This window comes from Sphingobium olei, from assembly GCF_042678845.1.
Taxonomy (GTDB): domain Bacteria; phylum Pseudomonadota; class Alphaproteobacteria; order Sphingomonadales; family Sphingomonadaceae; genus Sphingobium; species Sphingobium olei.
In genome coordinates, this window is record NZ_JBHTLS010000132.1 from 22,591 (window position 1) to 41,892 (window position 19,302).

Here is a 19,302-nt window from a genome sequence, read left to right on the forward strand (position 1 = left end):
GCGCTCCTTCCAGCAAGACAACGGAGGGCGGCTGCGCGGTTTTAGGGTCAATCCTCCTCGCCGTCGGCCAGCATCCGCATCGCCGCTCCGTCGAGATCGTCATATTGACCGGTGCGCAGCGCCATGAAGAAAGCTGCCAGTGCCACAAGTCCGCACAGCAGGGCGAGCGGGATGAGGAGGGCTAGACCGGTCATTTCGCGCTGTCGTTGAGACGAAGGGCGTTAACGACGACAATCAGCGAGGACAAAGACATGGCTACCGCTGCCACCAGCGGCGTCACCTTGCCCGCGATCGCGAGCGGCACCGCCAATATATTGTAGCAGATGGCGAGCGCGAAATTCTGCTTCACCACGCGTATCGTACGCCGCGCGGCCCGCAGCGCAATCGCGACCGGCGTCAGCCTGTCTCCCAGAAAGACGATATCGGCTGCAAGCTGGCTGGCGTCACTCGCAGATGCCGGTGCCATACTGGCGTGCCCGGCGGCAAGCGCTGGAGCATCGTTGAGCCCATCGCCGACCATCAGCACCTTTTGACCCTGCGCCTTCAGCCGATCAAGCAGCGCCAACTTGCCGGTAGGCCGAAGCCCGCCGATCGCCGTTGTCCCGGTCGCGCGCGCGATCTCCTCCAGCGCGTCGGGCCGGTCGCCGCTGGCGACCAGTGTCCGAAGGCCCGCACCGCGTAGCGCTCCGAGCGTTTCGGCCGTATCGGGCCGCAGCGCATCGGTGAAGGGAAGCAGATGCGCCTCCGCACCGCGGCGATATTCGCTCGCCAGCTCGAACAGGGTAATTGGGCTGACTGGACGTGCCAGCGATACCGGGACGCCTTCATGGTCGGCGAACAGTCCCTTGCCCGGCATCTCGCGGATTGCATCAAGAGAGGCGGCTCGGACGCCTTCGGCCTCCAGCGCCTGTCGCAACGCCATGCTCAGCGGGTGGCGGCTGGCCTGCGCCAACGCGAGAAGGACGGAGCGATCCTCCGCATCCAGCCGGTCGAGATGACGCGGAATGGGGCGGCCAAGGGTCAGCGTGCCGGTCTTGTCGAACACGACTTCGGTGACGTCGGCCAGCCGCTCCAGCGCGGAGCCGTCCTTCACCAGGACGCCCTGCCGCATAAGTGCGCTGCAAGCCACGATCTGCGCTGCCGGCACGGCAAGGCCGAGTGCACAGGGACAGGTAATGAGGAGCACCGCGACTGCGATCAGCAGCGACTGGTGCATCCCCGCCCCGGCGATCATCCAGCCGGCGAAGGACAAGCCGGCAAGCAAGTGGACGCATGGCGCATACCAGCCCGCTGCCCGGTCGGCGAGGCGGACGTAGCGCGACTTGCCTTGTCCCGCCTCTTCCATCAACCTTGCTATGTCGGCGATCACTGTGTCGGTGCCCGACGCGGTCACCTCGACCGTCAAGGGGCCGGCGACGTTGAGTGCTCCAGCCTGTACAGTATCACCCGCTCGGACTCGAACGGGTGTGCTTTCTCCAGTCAGGAACGAAATGTCGAGGCTGCTGTCTCCTGATAGAACGCGCCCGTCCGCCGCCAGCCGTTCTCCCGCCGCGACCAACATACGCGTTCCCGCACGAAGCGTTTCAGCCTGCGTCCAGCGGCTTTGCCCCGCCTCGTCCAGCACGAGAGCACCCGGCGCGGTCTGTTTTAGCAGCGCGGCAACGCCGGCCCGTGCGCGGCCGCGCATCAAGCCGTCGAGGCAGCGTCCCGCTAGCAGGAAGAAGAGCAGCATCACCGCCCCATCGAACCAGGCATGCGCGCCGCCGGTCGCGGTCTCGTAAAGGCTCATGCCCGAGGTCAGCAGCACGCCGATGCTGATCGGCACGTCCATGTTGGTATGGCCCTGCCGCAGCGCCGCCCAGGCGGACCGGAAGAAGGGCATGCCGGCATAGGCGATGGTCGGCAGCGCGATCAGCGCTGAGAGCCAGTGAAACATCTGCCGCGTGGCGCCTTCCGCGCCGGACCAGACGGATACCGACAGCAGCATGATGTTCATCGCTGCGAAGCCGGCGACGGCGAGGGCACGAAGCAAGGCTCGGTTCTCCGCCGCGGCAACGTCAAGGCCGGGGTCGGCCAGCATCTCCGCTTCGAAACCGAGCCGGGTGAGCGCCGCCTTCAGGTCGGGCGGGCTCAACGCTGGGTCATGGCGGATCGCGACACGTTTGGCCCCCATGTTGACGCGGGCGGATTCGATGCCGATCACCTTTGGCAGGCCGTTCTCGATCTTCGAGATGCAACCCGCGCAGTGGATGCCGGGGACGGCGAGCAGGCTTTCGCGCGTTTCGACCTGCGGCGCCGGTTCAGGAAGGAGTGCTCGCGTCGCCATCAGTCGATCTCCCGCAGCAGATGCTTTTCGCTGCCCGCATGGCGAATGTCGAGGCGGAGGCGCCAGCGACCGGGTGGTAGCGCGGCTTCGCTGACATAGCGGCCGGGCGCGGTCTCACGAAAGGCGATCGCGATATCGGCGGCCCGGCCGAGCGGATGCTGCGCCAGAGCCTTCACCGTCCTGTACCGGACCGGTGCGCCGGCATCGTCGCCTAGTGTCAGCACGACATGGCGTGCGTGATCGGTCGCCACATCGTCCTTCCAGCGCAGTTGCTCCTGCGTGCGGGCCGCGGCCAGCCAGCTGTTGAAGCGCTGACTCGCGACATAGCTGTTCTCCACCACGGTGCCGCCGAAGGAACGGACGGCGACCGTCGCCATCAGCATGTTGACCGCGATCACTACCGCGAAGAAAGCGACCAGGATCGCGGTCATGTGCCAGCCGGTAAAGCGGCGCGCGGGAAGGCTGTTGGACATCATAGAGGCCTTTCAAAACGGGCGGGCTCGCTGTCGCCGCCGCCCTCGCGGTCAGTAGCGCGAACGGTGAAACGGAAGTCCTGGCGCTGCGGACCTTCGCCGGGCAGGGCGACGAACAGGCGCAATTTGGCGACGCTGTCGGCGGGAACGGTCGCGGCAATGGCCGGGCGAGCCTGCTCGCGGGTCATGCCATCAGTCCAGAGGCGCGCACCCGGCAGCCCTTTGACCGTCACCGCCATCTGGCGAGGCCGCGTCTCCATGTTGCTCAGCCTGATCGTATAGGCGTTGCGGACCATGCCGTCGGACAGGCGCACGGCGATGGGATTGCGGTCCTGCTGCACGCTGATCCCTATGCGGGTGCGGGCGCCGAGCGCGAACAGCATAGCTGCGCCGATCCCGCACCAGAGCGTGAAATAGGCGATGGTGCGGGGCCGCAGCAGCGTCCGTAGCACCGGGCGGGGCGCTGCCCCTTTCTTCTCCGCCTCCGCATCGTCCTCGGTGCAATAGTCGATCAGGCCGCGCGGGCGACCGACCTGCGCCATCACCTTATCGCAGGCGTCGATGCACAGCGCGCAAGTGATGCAACCGATTTGCGGCCCTTCGCGGATGTCGATGCCGGTCGGGCACACCGCGACGCACTGGTTGCAGTCGATGCAGTCGCCATAGTCACCCGGATGCGCCTCCGCCTTCTTCAGGCTGCCGCGCTGCTCCCCGCGCCAGTCCTTGTAGGTGACGACCAGCGACTTTTCGTCCAGCATCGCTGTCTGGATGCGCGGCCAGGGGCACATGTAGATGCACACCTGTTCCCGCATGAACCCGCCCAGGACGAAGGTGGTCGCGGTCAGCACGCCGACCGTCGCATAGGCGACGGGCGCGGCGCTGCCGGTCCAGAATTGCTGCTGGAGCGTGGGCGCATCGGCGAAGTAGAAGATCCAGGCGCCGCCCGTCAGGAAGGCGATGGCCAGCCAGACGCTCCATTTGAGCAGGCGCCGCGCCAGCTTCGCCGGGGTCCAGGACGCCTTCGCCAGCCGGATCTGCGCGTTGCGGTCGCCGTCGATGAAGCGCTCGACATGTTGGTAGAGGTCAGTCCACACCGTCTGTGGGCAGGCATAGCCGCACCAGGCGCGGCCCACCGCCGAGGTGACGAGGAACAGCCCCACCCCCGCCATGATGAGCAGGCCTGCGACGTAATAGAATTCCTGAGGCCAGATCTCGATGGCGAACATGTAGAAACGGCGATGGGCGAGGTCGACCAGCACCGCCTGATCGGGCGCATAGGGACCGCGGTCCCAGCGCAGCCACGGCGTCACCCAGTAGATGCCGAGCGTGACCGCCATCACCGCCCATTTGAGGCGGCGATAGAAGCCGTCCACCGCCTTGGGATAGACGCCCTTGCGCTTTTCATAGAGGTCGGAAGAGCCGGCGGGCATCAGCATGGCGCTTACCTCTACAACCGTTCGGGCTGAGCGAAGTCGAAGCCCTCCGCAGAGCGAAGCGAAGTGGCTTCGCTTCGCTCTGCCGGCCCCTTCGACAAGCTCAGGGCGAACGGTTTGAGTTTACTTCCCTGCATCGCCCGCCCCTTCGGCCACCGCCATGACCGGCGCCGCCTCGCCCCCGCCGAGACTGTGGACATAGGCCGCGAGCATCCGAACCGTCGCCTTGTCGAGCTTGTCGCCCCAGCGGGGCATCACGCCCTGGCGGCTGTTCCACACGGTCTGGCGGATCGTGTCGGCATCGCCGCCATAGAGCCAGATGCCATCGGTCAGATTGGGCGCGCCAACCTCCCGATTACCTCCGCCGACGGGGCCGTGGCAGACGGCGCAATTGTCGGCGAAGAGCTTTGCGCCGCGCTGCGAGGCCGTGCTCGGCCGATCCTGCCGGCTGATGGCGCGGACATAGGCGACGACATCGTCCACCTGCGCTGCGGTCAGCAGCTGGTCGCGGCCGAAGGCGGGCATCTGCGACATGCGGGTCGCCGCATGATCGGGGTTGCGCACGCCGTCGAAGATCGTCTTCTCAATCGTCGCGAGATCGCCGCCCCACAGCCAGTCGTCGTCGTTCAGGTTGGGATAGCCCTTGGCCCCCGCCGCGCCCGAGCCATGGCATTGCACGCAATGCACCCGGAACGCGGCCCGCCCGCCCTCGACCGCTGCCTGTATCAGCTGCGGTTTGCCGGGCAGCGCCTCGACCGGCGTTTTGGCGATGGCCTTGCGGATCGGAGCCATCTGCGCCTCCCGCGCGGCCAGTTCCTTGTTAAGCGCACCGCGGCTCGACCAGCCGAGCATGCCCTGCGTAGCGCTGTGGATCATCGGCCAGGCGGGATAAGCGATGGTATAGGCGGCCGCGAAGAGGATGGTGGCGTAAAAGGTCCAGAGCCACCAGCGGGGCAGCGGCGTGTCCAGCTCACGGATACCGTCCCATTCATGCCCCTTGATCTCCGTGCCCGTGGCGGCGTCGATATGCTTGTCGTCAGCCATGACCGATCTCCGTCTCTTCGCTGTCCCTGAAGATCATCCTGGCGGCGGCGTGGCTGTGTGCGCCGCGTCGGGGAAGGAAATGCCAGCCCACCAAGACGAGGTAGCTCATCCCCATGAACACCAGCCCCCAACTGTCGGCGAAATGTCGCAGCGTGTCGTAGCGGCTCATCGCTCCACCTCCTGCGGCTCGGCGGCGTTAACGTCGACCAGCGTGCCCAGCATCTGGAGATAGGCGAGCAGCGCATCCATCTCGGTCAGCTTGCCCGGATCGCCGTCGAAGTCGCGGATCTGCGCCTTGGGGTAGCGCTTGACCAGGTCCGTGGCGTCGGCGCTCGGATCGGCCTGCGCGACGAGGTCGGCATCGGCCTTCGCGACGTCCTCCTTGCTGTAGGGCACGCCCACGTCGGACAGCGCCGTCAGATGCGCGGCCATGTCACCCGCCTTCAGGTCGCGCTCGGCGAGGAACGGGTAGGTCGGCATGATCGATTCCGGCACCACGGCGCGCGGATCCTTCAGGTGCTGGACATGCCATTCGTCGGAATAGCGCCCGCCTACGCGGGCAAGGTCCGGTCCGGTACGCTTGGACCCCCACTGGAATGGATGGTCGTACATGCTCTCTGCGGCAAGGCTGTAATGGCCGTAGCGCTCGGTCTCGTCCCGGAAGGGGCGAATCATCTGGCTATGGCAATTATAACAACCCTCGCGGATGTAGATGTTGCGCCCGGCCAGCTCGAGCGGCGTGTAGGGGCGCACTCCTTCCACCTTCTCGATCGTGTTGTCGATCCAGAAGAGGGGGGCGATCTCCACGATGCCGCCGATGGCGACAACGATTAGCGCGGCGATACCAAGCAGCGAGACGTTCCGCTCGAGCTTGCCATGGTCGAAAAAGCGGGATGCCATCAGGGCGTCTCCTTAAACGGGCTGGGCGATCAGCGGCTTGTCGACCGCGGGGTCATAGGCTGCGTCATGCATCGGCTTCTCCGCGCGCAGCGGGCTGCCGGCGATGGTCCGGCCGATGTTCCAAGCCATGATGATCGCGCCGGACAGGTAGAGCAGGCCGCCGGCCGCGCGGATCAGGTACATGGGCAGCATGGCGCTCACGACCTCCGAGAAGGCGTAGACCAGATAGCCGTCCGACCCATATTCGCGCCACATCAGCCCCTGCATGATGCCCGCGACCCACATCGATGCCGCGTAGAGGACGATCCCCACGGTCGCGAGCCAGAAATGCCAGTTAACGAGGCGCAGCGAATAGAGGCGTTCCCGCTGCCATAGGCGCGGCGCGAGATAATAGAGGCAGGCGAAGGTAATCATGCCGTTCCAGCCGAGCGCTCCCGAATGGACATGACCGATGGTCCAGTCGGTATAATGCGACAGGCTGTTCACCGCCTTCACCGACATCATCGGGCCTTCGAAGGTCGACATGCCGTAGAAGGCGAGCGCCATCACCATCATGCGGATGATGGGGTCGGTGCGGATCTTGTCCCAGGCGCCGTTCAGCGTCATCAGGCCGTTGATCATCCCGCCCCAGCTCGGCATCCACAGCATGATCGAAAAGACCATGCCCAGCGTCTGCGCCCAGTCGGGCAGAGCGGTGTAGTGCAGGTGGTGCGGGCCCGCCCAGATGTAGAGGAAGATCAGCGACCAGAAGTGGATGATCGACAGGCGATAGCTGTAGACCGGCCGCTCGGCTTGTTTCGGCACGAAATAATACATCATGGCAAGGAAACCGGCGGTCAGGAAGAAGCCGACCGCATTATGGCCGTACCACCATTGGGTCAGCGCATCCTGCACGCCTGCAAAGGCGCTGTAGCTCTTGGAGCCCAGGAAGCTGACCGGCACCGTCAGGTTGTTGACGATGTGCAGCATCGCGATCGTCAGGATGAAGCTGAGGTAGAACCAGTTCGCCACATAAATATGCGGCTCGCTGCGCTTCAGGATCGTGCCGCCGAAGACCACGAGATAGGCGACCCAGACTATGGTCAGCCACAGATCGACATACCATTCGGGCTCGGCATATTCGCGGCCCTCGGTGATCCCCATCAGGTAGCCGGTGGCGGCCAGCACGATGAAGAGCTGGTAGCCCCAGAAGACGAAGTTCGCGAGCGCGGGGGAGAAGAGCCGGGCACGGCAGGTGCGCTGGACCACGTAGAAGCTGGTGGCGATCAGCGCGTTGCCGCCGAAGGCGAAGATGACCGCGGAGGTGTGCAGCGGCCGCAACCGCCCGAAGCTGGTATATTCCAGGCCCAGGTTCAGCGCGGGGAAGGCGAGTTGCAACGCGATATAGAGGCCCGCAAGGAATCCCGCGAGGCCCCAGAAGACGGTGGCGATCACGCCCCAGCGGATCACATCGTCATAATAGCGGCCCTGATCTGCCGGCATCCTCACGAGCCCCCGCGCAAAGCCCGCATAATCCGCGGCGCGCAACCCATAGATGGCCAGCCCCAGCGCCGTCGCGCTCACGATGCCCATATGAACGGAAAAACCATTATCGCCCGCCGCCAGCATCGCCCCGAAGGCGGCCAGCGCCAGCGCGAACCAGCCGCCCGTCCGCATTACCAATCTGTCCATGGATCTGTCCCCGCGAAGGCTTTGCGGCGCTCTGTTGGAGAGCTCCCGCCTTTATGGCCTCACCTCTGTCAAAAGCGGTGGAGCGGGTCTTTACGGGAAATTGCGTAGTCGTGGGGTTGACGGCGAATGACCCGGGTGGGCGAACTTCAAACCGTCTCGGACAGCGTTTCCAGTGCAGCGATGTTAATCAGCCGTACGCCGCGTCGCCCAACCAGGTCGATAATGCCGTCACGTTTCATTTCGGTCATCTGCCGCGACACCGTCTCAATGGTAATGCCCAGAACGTCGGCGATCTGTTGGCGCGACAGCGGGAGCGCGATCACCCCATCCCCGTCCGCCTTCAGCCGCCGGCTCATGTCGAGGAGGAAAGTGGCGACCTTCTCACGCGCAGACTTGCGGCCGAGGAGGAGCATCCAGGCGCGGGTGCGGTCGAGATCATCCAGCGTGCGTTGCAACAGGCGATGCTGCAATTCTCCATGCCGCATGGCGAAACCGTCGAAACAGCCACGCGGGAAAAGACACAGCCGCGCGTCGGTCAACGCCGTCACGCTATGCGGCGTTCGTGCGCCAAAAGGGCGGCCGATGAAGTCGGAGGCATAGACGACGCCGACAATCTGCTCGCGCCCGTCACCTGTGGACGTGGCGAGCTTCAACGTGCCCTCGATGACATTGGCGACGACCATGCTGTCGTCCCCTTCCCACATCACGGTTTGACCGGCCTGCAAAGTGACCCGCCGTCCAAGACGGCTCAGCGCGCCGCGATCGCCTTCGGTTAGGTCCGCGCAGATGGCACGGTCGCGCACGACGCAAGCGTTGCAGCACTGGCTGCCGCAGATTCGTGCCGGGGTCGGGAAGGCGGCATTTTGCGCCATGTCAAATCGCATATCCATGCCGTTGGATGACGAGAGCGCAGGCCGCGACCTATCCGTAAATGTCCCTATCGGTGCGCGGCGTCGAAGGCATGAAACCGAAAATAGCGTATCAGGCTTCACTCTCGCTCTTGGCGGGATGTTCCAGATAGGTGCTGATGATTTCTCCGCCTCCTCTACCCGGCATGAAAGGCGATACGCAGCGCCTCCGCCAGACTCTTCACCTCCAGCTTGTGCATCAGGTTGGCGCGGTGGATTTCCACCGTCCTTGCGCTGATCCCCAGGTCGTAGGCGATGCTCTTGTTGGGCAGGCCCTGCACGAGCCCGTCCAGCACGTCACGTTCCCGGTCCGTCAGCACGTTGAGTCGCGCCCGTGCCTCCTCGGCGCGCGCCATGGCGCCTCGCTCGGCCAAGGACAGGGTCTTGGCGGCCTCGATACAGGTGAGCAGCGCTGCCTTTTCGAAGGGCTTTTCGATGAAGTCGCTGGCGCCTGCCTTCATCGCCGCGACTGCCATGTCGACATCGCCATGGCCGGTCATGATGACGACCGGCAGGGTGATGCCGCGCGCGCGCAGTTCCCGCTGCACCTCCAGCCCATCGATGTCGGGCATGCGGACGTCGAGCAGCACGCAGCCGCGAGGCAGCGCGCCCGCCTCCTTCAGGAACTCCGGCCCGCCCGCGAACAGGCGCACGGTATAACCGCTGGTCCTGAGCATAAAGGACAGTGAGCGTCGGATCGCCTCGTCATCGTCCACGACGTAGATGGTGTATAGTTCGCTCATGTGGCCGTTTCGTCCCTAATCAACGGCTTCCAGGGTAAAGTGGAAGGCGGTGCCGCCCCATTGCGAGGGTGTGGCCCAGATGCGGCCGCCATGTCCTTCCACGATGGTCTGACTGATCGAGAGGCCGAGGCCCATGCCCTGTGCCTTGGTGGTGGTGAAAGGGGTGAAGAGCGTGCGCGACATTTCGGGGTCCAGTCCCGGCCCGCTGTCGGCGACCACCACCTCCACACGGCCGTCCTCTGCCGGGGTGGCGGTCAAGCGCAGGATGTGCGCCGGGCGGTTCTGCATCGCCTCCACCGCATTCTTGACCAGGTTGATGATCACCTGCTGGAGTTGGACTCGGTTGACCAACACCTTGTCCACCTGCTGATCGACGCTGATGTCCATGTCGATGCCCCGGCTGTCCATGCCGATAAAGGCCAGCGCGACTCCCTCCGCCAGCGCACCGCGCAGCGGCTCGGGCTGGCGCAGCGTGTCGCCCTGACGGATGAATTCGCGAAGCGACCGGATGATTTCCCCCGCCCGCAGGGCTTGGCCGGCACTTTCGGCCATCGCCTCGCGCAGCATGTCGCGGTCAACCGGCCCGTCCGTTGCCAGCAGGTCGCGCCCTGCCTCCATATAGTTGGCGATCGCAGTCAGCGGCTGGTTCAGTTCATGCGCGAGAGCGGACGCCAGCGTTCCCATCGCGGTGACACGGCTGGCGTGGGCCAATTCCGCCTGAAGATCGGCGACGCGCCGTTCCGCTTGCTGCCGTTCGGTGAGATCGCGGATGAAGCCGGTGAACAGCCGCCGCGTCCCGTCCTGCACCTCGCCCACCGACAGTTCGATGGGAAAGGTGGACCCGTCCCGTCGCCGCGCGCTGGTCAACCGTCCAACGCCGATGATCCGCCTTTCCCCCGTGGCGAGATAATGGCCGATATAGCCGTCGTGCCGCTCGCGGTCAGGGGATGGCATCAGCATCGAGATATTCTCGCCCAGCACATCGCTTTCGGCATATTGGAACATGCGCTGCGCCGCCGCGCCAAACGATACGATGCGCCCGGTCATGTCGATGACGATCAGCGCGTCCGGCACAGTTGCCAGGATCGATCCAAGCAACGCCTGCTCCAGGCTGTGGGCGCGCTCGCTCAGCCCGTCCGTTTCGTCATCCGCAACCGCCATGCCGCGACCATGCCGTCCTTTCAGTGCGCCAGCAAGAGCGGGACGGGCGTGTCGCGCAGCAGGCGACGGGTGACGCCGCCGAACACGGTCTCGCGCAGCCGGCTGTGGCCATAGGCGCCCATGACGACCCAGTCGATCGCGAGGTCGCCGACGATGCGCATCAGCACCTCCTCGACGCTGTGCCCCTGCCGCGGTCGGCAGCTCAGCTCGGCCTCGATGCCGTGGCGCGACAGATATTTCAGCGCGTCGGTGGCCGGGAAGGCATCCTTTCCAACCTCTTCGACGGTCACGACCTGCACCGCGTCGGCCATCTTGAGCAGGGGGATGGCGGAACGGAGCGCTGCCTCCGCTTCCTGCGAACCGTCCCAGGCAACCAGCGCCCGCCCGGCCACGGCGAAGCGCGCCGCCGCCTGCGGCACGCCCAGCACCGGCACGCGGCCGCCAAGCGTCAGGTCCGGCACGATGGCAAGCGGGTCGCACATGCTGCGACGCGGCCCCTGCGGTAGGGTCGCGACGATCAGGTCCGACAGCCGCGCGGCGGAGAGGATGCCGCTCACGGCATCTCCCTCGCGCTGGATCCAGTCCCATTGCACGCCTTCCCGCGCCATCCGTGCCTCGACCTCTCCCTGCGCCTTGCAATCGATCTCTTTCAGTTCGGACATGATCGTCGGCGCGAAGCCCGCGCCGCCATAGAGATCGGCCTCCACAAGATCCGGGAGCATCGTCACCTGGGCGCAGCGGATATGCGCGCCGGTCGCGCGCGCGATGTCGAAGGCTGCCTGCAACCGGCTTTCCTGACCCAGATCGTCATGGATATGAAGCAGTATGGATTTCATGGCCCCGACCTTTCCGCGCGGATGTTTCGATGGCTTTCACTAGCCCCTGAGTCCGGGATCGCACATCAGGGATAGTCCTTATTTCTTCGGGCGCTGCGAAACGGGAAAAGGGGGCCATGACATGGACGACGATACGCCTGGAACTGGCGCGCACGGAGGATTTCCCCAACGGTTCGGCCGCCCGCAGCTATGTGCTGCGCCTGCCGCTGCAACCCGACGGGCTGATCAACGAGCAGGAATATCGGTCCCATCCGGAGCTGGCGACCGCCCGCCGTTTCTGGCCTAACGAACCCGATCGGCGGGGCTATCTTGTCCGGACGTCCGAGGGATGGGTGCTGTCCTACGCCCCGGGGGAAGAGGATGATGAACGGATATTCCGGCTGGATGCGCGCGTCATCCGGTCGGGCAGTTACCTGACGCTGACCGAGCCGGACGGAGACCAGCTTCCCTTCCTGGTCAAGGGCCTCGCGCCAGCCTGAACGAAAGGACTTGGTTATGATCCATCTCGAAACCCGCGCCGGCTTCAGTCTCGCGCTCCGCCCCGCCATACCCGCCGATGCCGACGCGGTGATCGATTTCTTCGACCGGGTGTCGGACGAGGACCGGCGGTTCCGCTTCCTGTCCTCGATCCGGCATCTGACGGCGGCGCAGGCGAAGGATATCACCGAGTTTGACTATCACCGACGCGAAACCTTTCTGGCCTTTCTGCCTGGCATGGACGAGATCATAGCAGCCGCCACACTGGCAGCCGACCGGACTGGTGAGAGTGCCGAAGTCGCGATCTCCATCGACGCAGACTATAAGGGGCGTGGCATCGGCTGGACCCTGCTCGATCACGCCGCCGCCGAAGCACGGCACTGGGGCGTCCGCCGGCTCCGATCGATCGAAAGTCGCGAGAATCATGCCGCGATCTCGCTGGAGCGGGAGAAGGGCTTCTCCGCGCGCGCTGTCGAGGGCGACGCGACCTTGGTGATCCTGGAGCGCTGTTTCTGAACAGCGTCGGCACCGAAGGGCGCTACCGTACCAGCGGCGGATCGATCCTGTTCGCAAGCGGCTCCCCGCCTCTAAATCGGTGATGTTCGCCAGCATCTCGCAGCCGAGGCCCAGCCGCAGAGTGCGGGCCGCCAGCGCGCCGATCCGGCCGGTGCCGATGACGCGGGCGGTACGGTCGTGCAGGTTAGGCCATCCAGCGCGAAATCATTCTCCCGCACGCGCGCCCAGGCGCGATGCACCTTGCGGTCGAGCGCCAGCGGCAGGGCCATAGTGAACTCGGCGACGGCTTGGCATTGGCCCGGCTCAGGAACTGCGGGTCATGGCCGTCGACCCTTGGTGCCGAAGATCGCGACGCGCATCCCAGCATGGTGGCGTGGTCGTGCGGTGGTCAATGCCCCGATGCCGGCGAACGGAAAGGGGGCATTGTTCAGAGGCGGCGCCCCTCCCTGAGATCAGAAGCGCATACCCATGCCGACGCCGACAACCAGCGGGTCTAGCTCCACATGGACCTTCTGCACGCCCGCAGCGCTCGTGCTGAGCCGCGCGTTGGTGTCGATGTCGATATATTTGATGTCGAAGTTCAGGAAGACCTTATCGGTCAGGTCGATGTCCACGCCGGCCTGCGCCGCCCAGCCGAAGCTGTCGGACATGTGCACCTTGGTCTTGCCGACAGCGCCCTCCAGAGCCGTGGAAGCGTCCTCATTGTAGAACAGCGTGTAGTTGATGCCGGCACCTACATATGGCCGCACCTTGCCCTGGGGCACGAAATGATATTGCGCCGTGAGCGTCGGTGGCAGCACCCAGGTGGAAGCGAGCTTGCCGATGCTGCCGATCGTGCCGGTACGACCACTGGCGCTATGCTTGGTGGTCGCTGCGATCAGTTCGAAGCCGATGTGGTCAGTCGCCATCCAGGTGAAGTCGACCTCCGGCGCGACCGCATTATCGACACTCACCTTTTCGCCCGCGAACCCAGGCAGCACGCTACCACTTTTTTCGTTGGGCGCGACCATGATGCCGCGCAGTCGGATCAGCACATCACCCTGCTTCGCCTGCGCCGGCGTGGCGAGAGCTCCGGCAATGGTTGCGGCGCTCAGCAATAGGACTGTCCGGTTCATAGGGGTCTCCTTCCCTTCTGGTTGATGACTGCCCTTTGCGCCCCATCGGCCGATTGGACATTGATCCGGCGCAACGCGATATTTGACATAGCGCAATGTGCGGAGCCTCCGTCTGTGCGATCTCGTCCATATGTGGACCTACCATCCCGATCTGCTCGCGCGGCCGGTGCCGCGCTACACCAGCTATCCCACTGCGGCGCAATTCAGCGATGCCGTGGGAGAGGCGGAATTGATGGCGCGGCTGGAAGCGATTGAGGCAGACACATCGCTCTCCCTCTATGTTCATATTCCCTATTGTCATGATATCTGCTGGTATTGTGGCTGCAACACCGGCGCGGCCAATCGCGTCCAACGCCTGAGCGCTTATATCGAGGCGCTGGAGCGTGAAATGGCCATGATCGCCACACGCCTGGCCGGCCGAGGCCGGGTGCGGCGCATCGCCTTTGGGGGTGGCAGTCCCAATTCCCTTCCGCTGGTCGATTTCGTCCGCTTGTTGCAGCAGCTAACCCGCTGTTTCGATGCGCATGATGCGCAGATTTCGGTGGAGCTGGATCCGCGCCGACTGGACAGCCAATGGATCACAACGATGGCGGCCATGGGGGTGCATCGCGTTAATCTGGGCGTGCAGACCTTCAACCCGGCTGTGCAGGCGCGGATCGGTCGCATTCAGCCGCGCGAGATGGTGGAGCGCGCGGTGGAGGGCTTTGCCGATGCCGGCGTGGCGACCGGATTTGACCTGATGTACGGGCTGCCGGGACAGACGATTGACGACCTCATCGCCACGCTGGATGCCAGCATCGCACTGGCGCCGGCGCGGATCGCGCTGTTCGGCTATGCACATATGCCTTGCCTGATGCCGCGCCAGCGACGGATCGACGCCGACGACCTACCCGACCTGAAAACCCGCTTCGCGATGGCGGCGCAAGGGCATGATCGACTGGTCGCGGCCGGCTATCAGCCAATTGGCTTTGACCACTTTGCGCTGGCCGGCGACGGATTGGCACGGGCCGCGCGCGAGGGGCGCTTGCAGCGTAATTTTCAAGGCTTTACCGAGGATGACGCTGATGCGCTGATCGGCATGGGTGCAACCGCAATCAGCGCATTTCCCGACCTGCTGATCCAGAATGAGAAGCGCGCCGGGGCTTGGCGCGAGCGGGTCGCCGCCGGCCGGCTGACCGCCACCCGTGGGCTGATCCGCGATGGAGAGGACCGGCGACGGGGGCGCATCATAGAGGCGCTGCTCTGCCGGGGCGAGGCGCATCCGGGTGCAACGCCGATGCCCGATCTGTCGGATTTCGAAGCGTTAGGGCTGGTGCAATACAGCGAGGAGCGCATATTACTCACACCGGCCGCGCGTCCATATGCGCGGGCCATTGCAGCGCGGTTCGACGCTTATCTGGCGGTGGAGGAAAAGCGCTTCAGCCATGCGGTCTAGCGCAGCGTGGCTAGCGGCTGCCGCTTGCCTCAATCTGGCGGCGGGGACTCCGCCGGCACCGGCTTCTGCGCGCGCCACCGCGTTTTGCGGCGCAATGCCGCGAGGCTGGGTGCCGCCCGGCCATCGCCAGTTGCCGCGGGAACCGTTACGGGCTAATCTTTGCCATATTTTACTATGCGGAAACGACCGGGAGAGGCGGGGCGGTTTCAGAAATTTGTTGTATCTAAAGATGTGACCGCTTCCGATGGCGGAGCCTCAAAATGCATTTTCGGCTCGTGCAGGGCTCCCGACACGATCTGCATGCGTTCGATATCGGCCTATGTCGGCGACGTCCCCGCCTGCCGTTCAGCAGCAATGCATGCCAAGGGAACAGTATTCCGCAGATCATAGGCCAGCCAATAATAGCCGGTCTGGCGCAGATCCCTTGTCGGAAAGCCATAGGGCGTCGCGGGTCCGCGAACTGCACCGGGCTAGACTTGCACCCAGCATCTTGGCGGCAAAATCCGGCTACGAGCGTTTCAGACCGGTTGGAATGTGTACGTAAACCTCCGAGTCCCGCCGAGAATGATGTCCTTTGTTCGCTGTCCGTGCACTATCAGATCAAATAACGCGTGCCAAAATGGATGCCGCGAACTTCAAGGAGGTTGGCGCTGTCGCTGGCGTGTAAGCCGCCTATACCACCGTATAATTTCTGCCGCTGCGGCCCTGTGCGATCAGCGCATGCTGGCGGCATCGGACCCGTCAGGGATATCACCAAAAGGTCGCTTCATTGTTCCACCAACCCCTTGTCGCCATTATCGATGACGACCATTCTCTCCGGGATGCCCTTGCCGGGCTAGTCCGGTCGCTAGGGTACAGGACACAGCTCAGCCCATCGGCCGATCTTTACCTCCCGATGATGATGCAGGATCGTCCCGACTGCATCGTCACCGACATCCAGATGCCAGGCATGGACGGGATTACGCTCAAGCACTGGCTTGACGATCACGGTCATGCCATCCCCCTCATCATGATCACCTCCCGAACCGAGGAAAATCTCCTTGCGCGCGCCCGCGATGCTCAGCCCTTCTGCCTGCTTCGCAAACCGTTCGATGCCGATCAGCTCATCGCTTGCATCGATCGCGCCTTGGGGGTGGCTGGCGCATGAAGGGGGGACTGCTGCGCGCGGGCTTCGCCGCACCGGCGATCGGGCTGGCCGGGCTCAGCCTGCCATTGCTGACCTATTTGCCGTCCTTCTATGCCGGGCTCGGCGTGCCGCTGGCATCGATCGGCGCGGTCTTCCTGCTGGTGCGCATCCTTGACATGGCGGTCGATCCGCTGATCGGTGTGGCGGTCGACCGGACCGGCGCGCTGCAGCGGCACCGGACCTGGTTGCTGCTGGCGACGCCTGCGCTGATGGCGGGTACGGCGATGCTCTTCTTCCCGCCGGCCAATGTCGGCGCGTCCTGGCTGCTGGCGGCGCTGCTGCTCACTTATGTCGGCTATTCCGCCTATGGCATCGCGCATCTGGGCTGGGGCTGCGCGCTGGCGGAGGACAGGGATGGCCGCAACTGGCTGTTCGGCTGGGCACAGGCGGCCCATGTGGCGGGGGTACTGATCCCGGCGATCATTCCGCTGTTCGTCGCCACCGACCCCGCTCGAGCGGCAACGCCGACCTCCTTGTTCATCCTGATTGCACTGCTTGCGGGTGTAGTCGTCGCCTGCCTGATCCTGCCACTGCCGACGAAGCAAGGCAGCGGGCAACGGGCGCGGCTGCGCGACGTCATGGCGCTGGTTGCACAGCCCTCCATGCTGCGGCTGCTGGCCGTAGACATGCTGACGGGCATGGCGGTCTTCACCTGTGGCACACTCTTCTTCCTTTATTTCGGCGCGCGTGCGCTGGAGGGCAAGACGGCGGCGATGCTGTTCCTGCTCACCAATCTCGGCTCGCTGCCGGGCGCGCTGCTCTGGGCCTGGCTTGGCGGCCGTATCGGCAAGGCGCCGGCGGCGGGCGTGGCGTTCGTCGCCTTTGCCCTGCTGCTGGCGCTGATCGCCCTGCTGCCGGCCGCGCCGGGCGTGCGAACCGCCACGTTGCTGCTGCTGTTCGGCGCGACGCTCTGCGCCGGGCCCGTCCTCATTCGATCGATGCTGGCAGACGTCGCGGAGGTGGAGCGACAGGCGCATGGCGTTGACCAGTCTGGCCTGATCGCCGCTTTGTTCCTCTCCTCGAACAAGCTTGGCATGGCGATCGGCCCGGGCATTGCCTTCATGCTGCTGGACCGTGCCGGCTTCGTGCCGGGTGCGCCGACACAGGCACCGGCCGCGCTCGCCATGCTGGACATGCTCGCCATCTGGGCACCCGCGTCGATCGCCCTGCTTAGCACGGCCCTGATCCTGCCGCTGCGCAGGCCACTTTCCTGATCGAAACGACCTGATACATTCTGCGCCGTGGCGCGTGACCTTTCCCATCCGGCGATCCCCTCAGGCGATGTCTGGAACCAGACGCATGATGCGATGGTCAGGCGCGATCTGCGCGGCCGGATCATCGGCTGGAACACGGCGGCGGAACGACTCTACGGATGGACCTGGGCGGAGGCCGCGGGGTGCAACATCCAGCAGTTGCTCCATTGCCGCTATGCGCGCGAGGTGGAGCTGATCCAGGAGGAAATGGCCGCCAACGGCCACTGGTCTGGCCAGGTCAGCCGGACGGCATCCGATGGCCGCGAACTGATCGTCGATATGCGCTGCACCCTTATCTGCGACACCGCTACGTCCGGCGAGATACTGGAAACCAGCTGGGACGTCACCGAACGCAATCGTGAAGCAGAGGCGCAATCGGTACTCGACCATCGCTATCGCAACATGTTTCACGCTATGGTCGTATCCTTCTGGGAGCTCGATTTCTCACTGGTTCGCGCTATGATCCGCGACGTCATGATCGCCGGCCCCCGCGACATGCGGACCTTCCTGGCAGGCAATCCCGTTTTCATCGACCAGGCGATGCGCAGCACCTTCATCGTCGACGTCAACGACAAGACGCTGGATCTGTTCGGCGCCGCGACCCGCGACGAGTTGATCGGGCGGGACGTGCGCCGCTTCTGGCCGCCGCAGAGCGAGCATGTCTATGCCGCGAGCCTGCTGGCCGCGATCGAGATGAAGCCGCATCTGATCGCGGAGACGCAGTTGCTTACGCTCGACGGCCGTACCATCGATACGCTGTTCACCGTCTCCTGGCCCACCGACAACAAGGGCAAGGGATCGGTGCTGGTCGGCGTCACGGACCTGACCGATCAGATGGCGCAGCGGCGTGTGATGCGACAAATGGAAAGCGATCTCGCCCATGCCGCCCGGATCGCCGTACTGGGCGAACTGGCGGCCTCGATCGCACACGAGGTGAACCAGCCGCTCACGGCGATCGCGACCAATGGCGAGGCGGGGCTGCGTTGGCTGGGCCGGCCGGTGCCGGAGGTGGAGGAAGTCCGCGCGCTGACCGGCCGCATCGTCGCTGATGCCCGCCGCGCGTCAGACATCATCGCTCGGATCAAGGCGATGTCGGCCAAACGCGCGCCTGACCCGGTGCCCATCGACATCAACGACCTGATCCGGGAAGCCATGCTGTTCCTAACGCACGAGCAACAGGCGCAGCAGCTGACGCTGACGCTCGACTTGGCACCAGGCCTGCCCCCCGTCGTCGCCGACCGGACCCAGTTGCAACAGGTGATCGTCAACCTTGCCGTCAACGCGATGCAGGCGATGAGCGGGGCGGATGTCCCGCGGCGCGCGCTGTCGATCGCGACGCTGGCCACCGACGGGGCGATCCTGATCGATATTGCGGACAACGGCCCTGGTATCGCGCCCGATCATATGGATCGATTGTTCGAAAGCTTTTTCACGACGAAGGAGACCGGCGTAGGCCTTGGCCTGCCCATCTGCCGGTCGATCGTGGAGGCGCTCGGCGGGCGGATCAGCGCCGCCAATCGCGACGGCGGCGGCGCCGTCTTCCGCTTGCTGCTGCCTGCGGCATGATACGACTCATACGTCCATATGAGGTCGCGATCCGTCCGTAGAATGGGCCGCGCCTGGCCGACAGGCGATCATGCGTCATACCGATCGAAGGGAATGACGCATGATCCAGTGGTTGCAGCCCATTCTGCCTCAGGACCGGTGGACGGTAGTTGTGCTCGTCCTCGCCCTGACGCTACGCCAGTCGCCGGCGGAAGCGACTTTGACGGCAGTCGCGCTACGTTTGGGACTGGTTCGGGTGAGACGAAGCCTGTCGCGCTTC

19 protein-coding genes and 1 pseudogene are annotated in these 19,302 nt (G+C 64.9%); 6 read left to right on the forward strand and 14 right to left on the reverse strand.

The genetic code is table 11. From position 1 onward, the window contains the following. Positions 1-47: 47 nt before the first annotated feature. From ccoS to ACFQ24_RS16020, 12 genes are all read right to left on the reverse strand, one after another. Positions 48-194: a cbb3-type cytochrome oxidase assembly protein CcoS gene (gene ccoS, locus ACFQ24_RS15965; protein WP_380912982.1), complete on the reverse strand. Its 147-nt coding sequence runs from the start codon at positions 192-194 to the stop codon at positions 48-50. Continuing rightward, on the reverse strand, positions 191-2,326 hold the full coding sequence (locus ACFQ24_RS15970) for a heavy metal translocating P-type ATPase (RefSeq protein WP_380912984.1): 2,136 nt from the start codon (positions 2,324-2,326) through the stop codon (positions 191-193). Before ACFQ24_RS15970 ends, ccoS begins: the two co-directional genes overlap by 4 nt. Continuing rightward, the gene (locus ACFQ24_RS15975) at positions 2,326-2,799 is read right to left on the reverse strand and encodes a FixH family protein (RefSeq protein WP_380912986.1); all 474 of its coding nucleotides are present in this window, start codon (positions 2,797-2,799) and stop codon (positions 2,326-2,328) included. Before ACFQ24_RS15975 ends, ACFQ24_RS15970 begins: the two co-directional genes overlap by 1 nt. Next, on the reverse strand, positions 2,799-4,235 hold the full coding sequence (gene ccoG, locus ACFQ24_RS15980; RefSeq protein WP_380912988.1) for a cytochrome c oxidase accessory protein CcoG: 1,437 nt from the start codon (positions 4,233-4,235) through the stop codon (positions 2,799-2,801). The genes ACFQ24_RS15975 and ccoG overlap by 1 nt, the downstream gene beginning before the upstream one ends. A 120-nt stretch (positions 4,236-4,355) precedes the next feature. Beyond that, the gene (gene ccoP / locus ACFQ24_RS15985; RefSeq protein ID WP_380912990.1) at positions 4,356-5,276 is read right to left on the reverse strand and encodes a cytochrome-c oxidase, cbb3-type subunit III; all 921 of its coding nucleotides are present in this window, start codon (positions 5,274-5,276) and stop codon (positions 4,356-4,358) included. Then, positions 5,269-5,445 (reverse strand): cbb3-type cytochrome c oxidase subunit 3, encoded by a 177-nt coding sequence (locus ACFQ24_RS15990; RefSeq protein ID WP_380912992.1) that lies wholly within the window; start codon positions 5,443-5,445, stop codon positions 5,269-5,271. Before ACFQ24_RS15990 ends, ccoP begins: the two co-directional genes overlap by 8 nt. Beyond that, positions 5,442-6,176 (reverse strand): cytochrome-c oxidase, cbb3-type subunit II, encoded by a 735-nt coding sequence (gene ccoO / locus ACFQ24_RS15995; protein ID WP_380912996.1) that lies wholly within the window; start codon positions 6,174-6,176, stop codon positions 5,442-5,444. Before ccoO ends, ACFQ24_RS15990 begins: the two co-directional genes overlap by 4 nt. A 12-nt stretch (positions 6,177-6,188) precedes the next feature. Then, complete coding sequence (gene ccoN, locus ACFQ24_RS16000) at positions 6,189-7,847, reverse strand: cytochrome-c oxidase, cbb3-type subunit I (RefSeq protein WP_380912998.1); 1,659 nt, start codon at positions 7,845-7,847, stop codon at positions 6,189-6,191. Positions 7,848-7,993: 146 nt separating this feature from the next. Continuing rightward, positions 7,994-8,737 carry a Crp/Fnr family transcriptional regulator gene (locus ACFQ24_RS16005; RefSeq protein ID WP_380913000.1) on the reverse strand — a complete coding sequence of 248 codons (744 nt, stop codon included), beginning with the start codon at positions 8,735-8,737 and terminating at the stop codon, positions 7,994-7,996. Between the two features lie 155 nt (positions 8,738-8,892). Then, a complete protein-coding gene (locus ACFQ24_RS16010) occupies positions 8,893-9,498 on the reverse strand; it encodes a response regulator transcription factor (RefSeq protein ID WP_380913002.1) in 606 nt (201 codons plus the stop codon). Positions 9,499-9,513: 15 nt separating this feature from the next. Further along, positions 9,514-10,659, reverse strand: coding sequence for a sensor histidine kinase (locus tag ACFQ24_RS16015; protein WP_380913004.1), 1,146 nt, complete (start codon positions 10,657-10,659; stop codon positions 9,514-9,516). A gap of 20 nt (positions 10,660-10,679) precedes the next feature. Continuing rightward, positions 10,680-11,495 carry a universal stress protein gene (locus ACFQ24_RS16020; protein ID WP_380913006.1) on the reverse strand — a complete coding sequence of 272 codons (816 nt, stop codon included), beginning with the start codon at positions 11,493-11,495 and terminating at the stop codon, positions 10,680-10,682. 116 nt (positions 11,496-11,611) lie between these two features. Here ACFQ24_RS16020 and ACFQ24_RS16025 point away from each other — a divergent pair, with 116 nt between their 5' ends. Together ACFQ24_RS16025 and ACFQ24_RS16030 are read left to right on the forward strand one after the other, a co-directional pair. Next, a complete protein-coding gene (locus ACFQ24_RS16025) occupies positions 11,612-11,974 on the forward strand; it encodes a hypothetical protein (protein WP_380913008.1) in 363 nt (120 codons plus the stop codon). A gap of 16 nt (positions 11,975-11,990) precedes the next feature. Continuing rightward, positions 11,991-12,488: a GNAT family N-acetyltransferase gene (locus ACFQ24_RS16030; protein ID WP_380913010.1), complete on the forward strand. Its 498-nt coding sequence runs from the start codon at positions 11,991-11,993 to the stop codon at positions 12,486-12,488. 84 nt (positions 12,489-12,572) lie between these two features. On the opposite strand, the pseudogene ACFQ24_RS16035 reads toward ACFQ24_RS16030, so the two are convergent. Both ACFQ24_RS16035 and ACFQ24_RS16040 read right to left on the reverse strand, forming a co-directional pair. Next, positions 12,573-12,775: pseudogene (locus tag ACFQ24_RS16035) on the reverse strand (NAD(P)-dependent oxidoreductase); the annotation flags it as partial. Positions 12,776-12,940: 165 nt separating this feature from the next. Beyond that, the gene (locus ACFQ24_RS16040) at positions 12,941-13,603 is read right to left on the reverse strand and encodes an OmpW/AlkL family protein (protein WP_380913012.1); all 663 of its coding nucleotides are present in this window, start codon (positions 13,601-13,603) and stop codon (positions 12,941-12,943) included. A gap of 130 nt (positions 13,604-13,733) precedes the next feature. Here ACFQ24_RS16040 and ACFQ24_RS16045 point away from each other — a divergent pair, with 130 nt between their 5' ends. The 4 genes from ACFQ24_RS16045 to ACFQ24_RS16060 all read left to right on the forward strand — a co-directional run bounded on the left by ACFQ24_RS16045 (position 13,734) and on the right by ACFQ24_RS16060 (position 19,043). Beyond that, positions 13,734-15,038: a radical SAM protein gene (locus ACFQ24_RS16045; protein WP_380913277.1), complete on the forward strand. Its 1,305-nt coding sequence runs from the start codon at positions 13,734-13,736 to the stop codon at positions 15,036-15,038. Positions 15,039-15,807: 769 nt separating this feature from the next. Further along, complete coding sequence (locus tag ACFQ24_RS16050; protein WP_380913014.1) at positions 15,808-16,185, forward strand: response regulator transcription factor; 378 nt, start codon at positions 15,808-15,810, stop codon at positions 16,183-16,185. Further along, entirely contained in the window at positions 16,182-17,438 is a 1,257-nt protein-coding gene (locus ACFQ24_RS16055) for an MFS transporter (RefSeq protein WP_380913016.1), read from the forward strand. Before ACFQ24_RS16050 ends, ACFQ24_RS16055 begins: the two co-directional genes overlap by 4 nt. A 27-nt stretch (positions 17,439-17,465) precedes the next feature. Next, a complete protein-coding gene (locus ACFQ24_RS16060; RefSeq protein ID WP_380913018.1) occupies positions 17,466-19,043 on the forward strand; it encodes a PAS domain-containing sensor histidine kinase in 1,578 nt (525 codons plus the stop codon). The last annotated feature ends 259 nt before the right edge of the window (positions 19,044-19,302 follow it).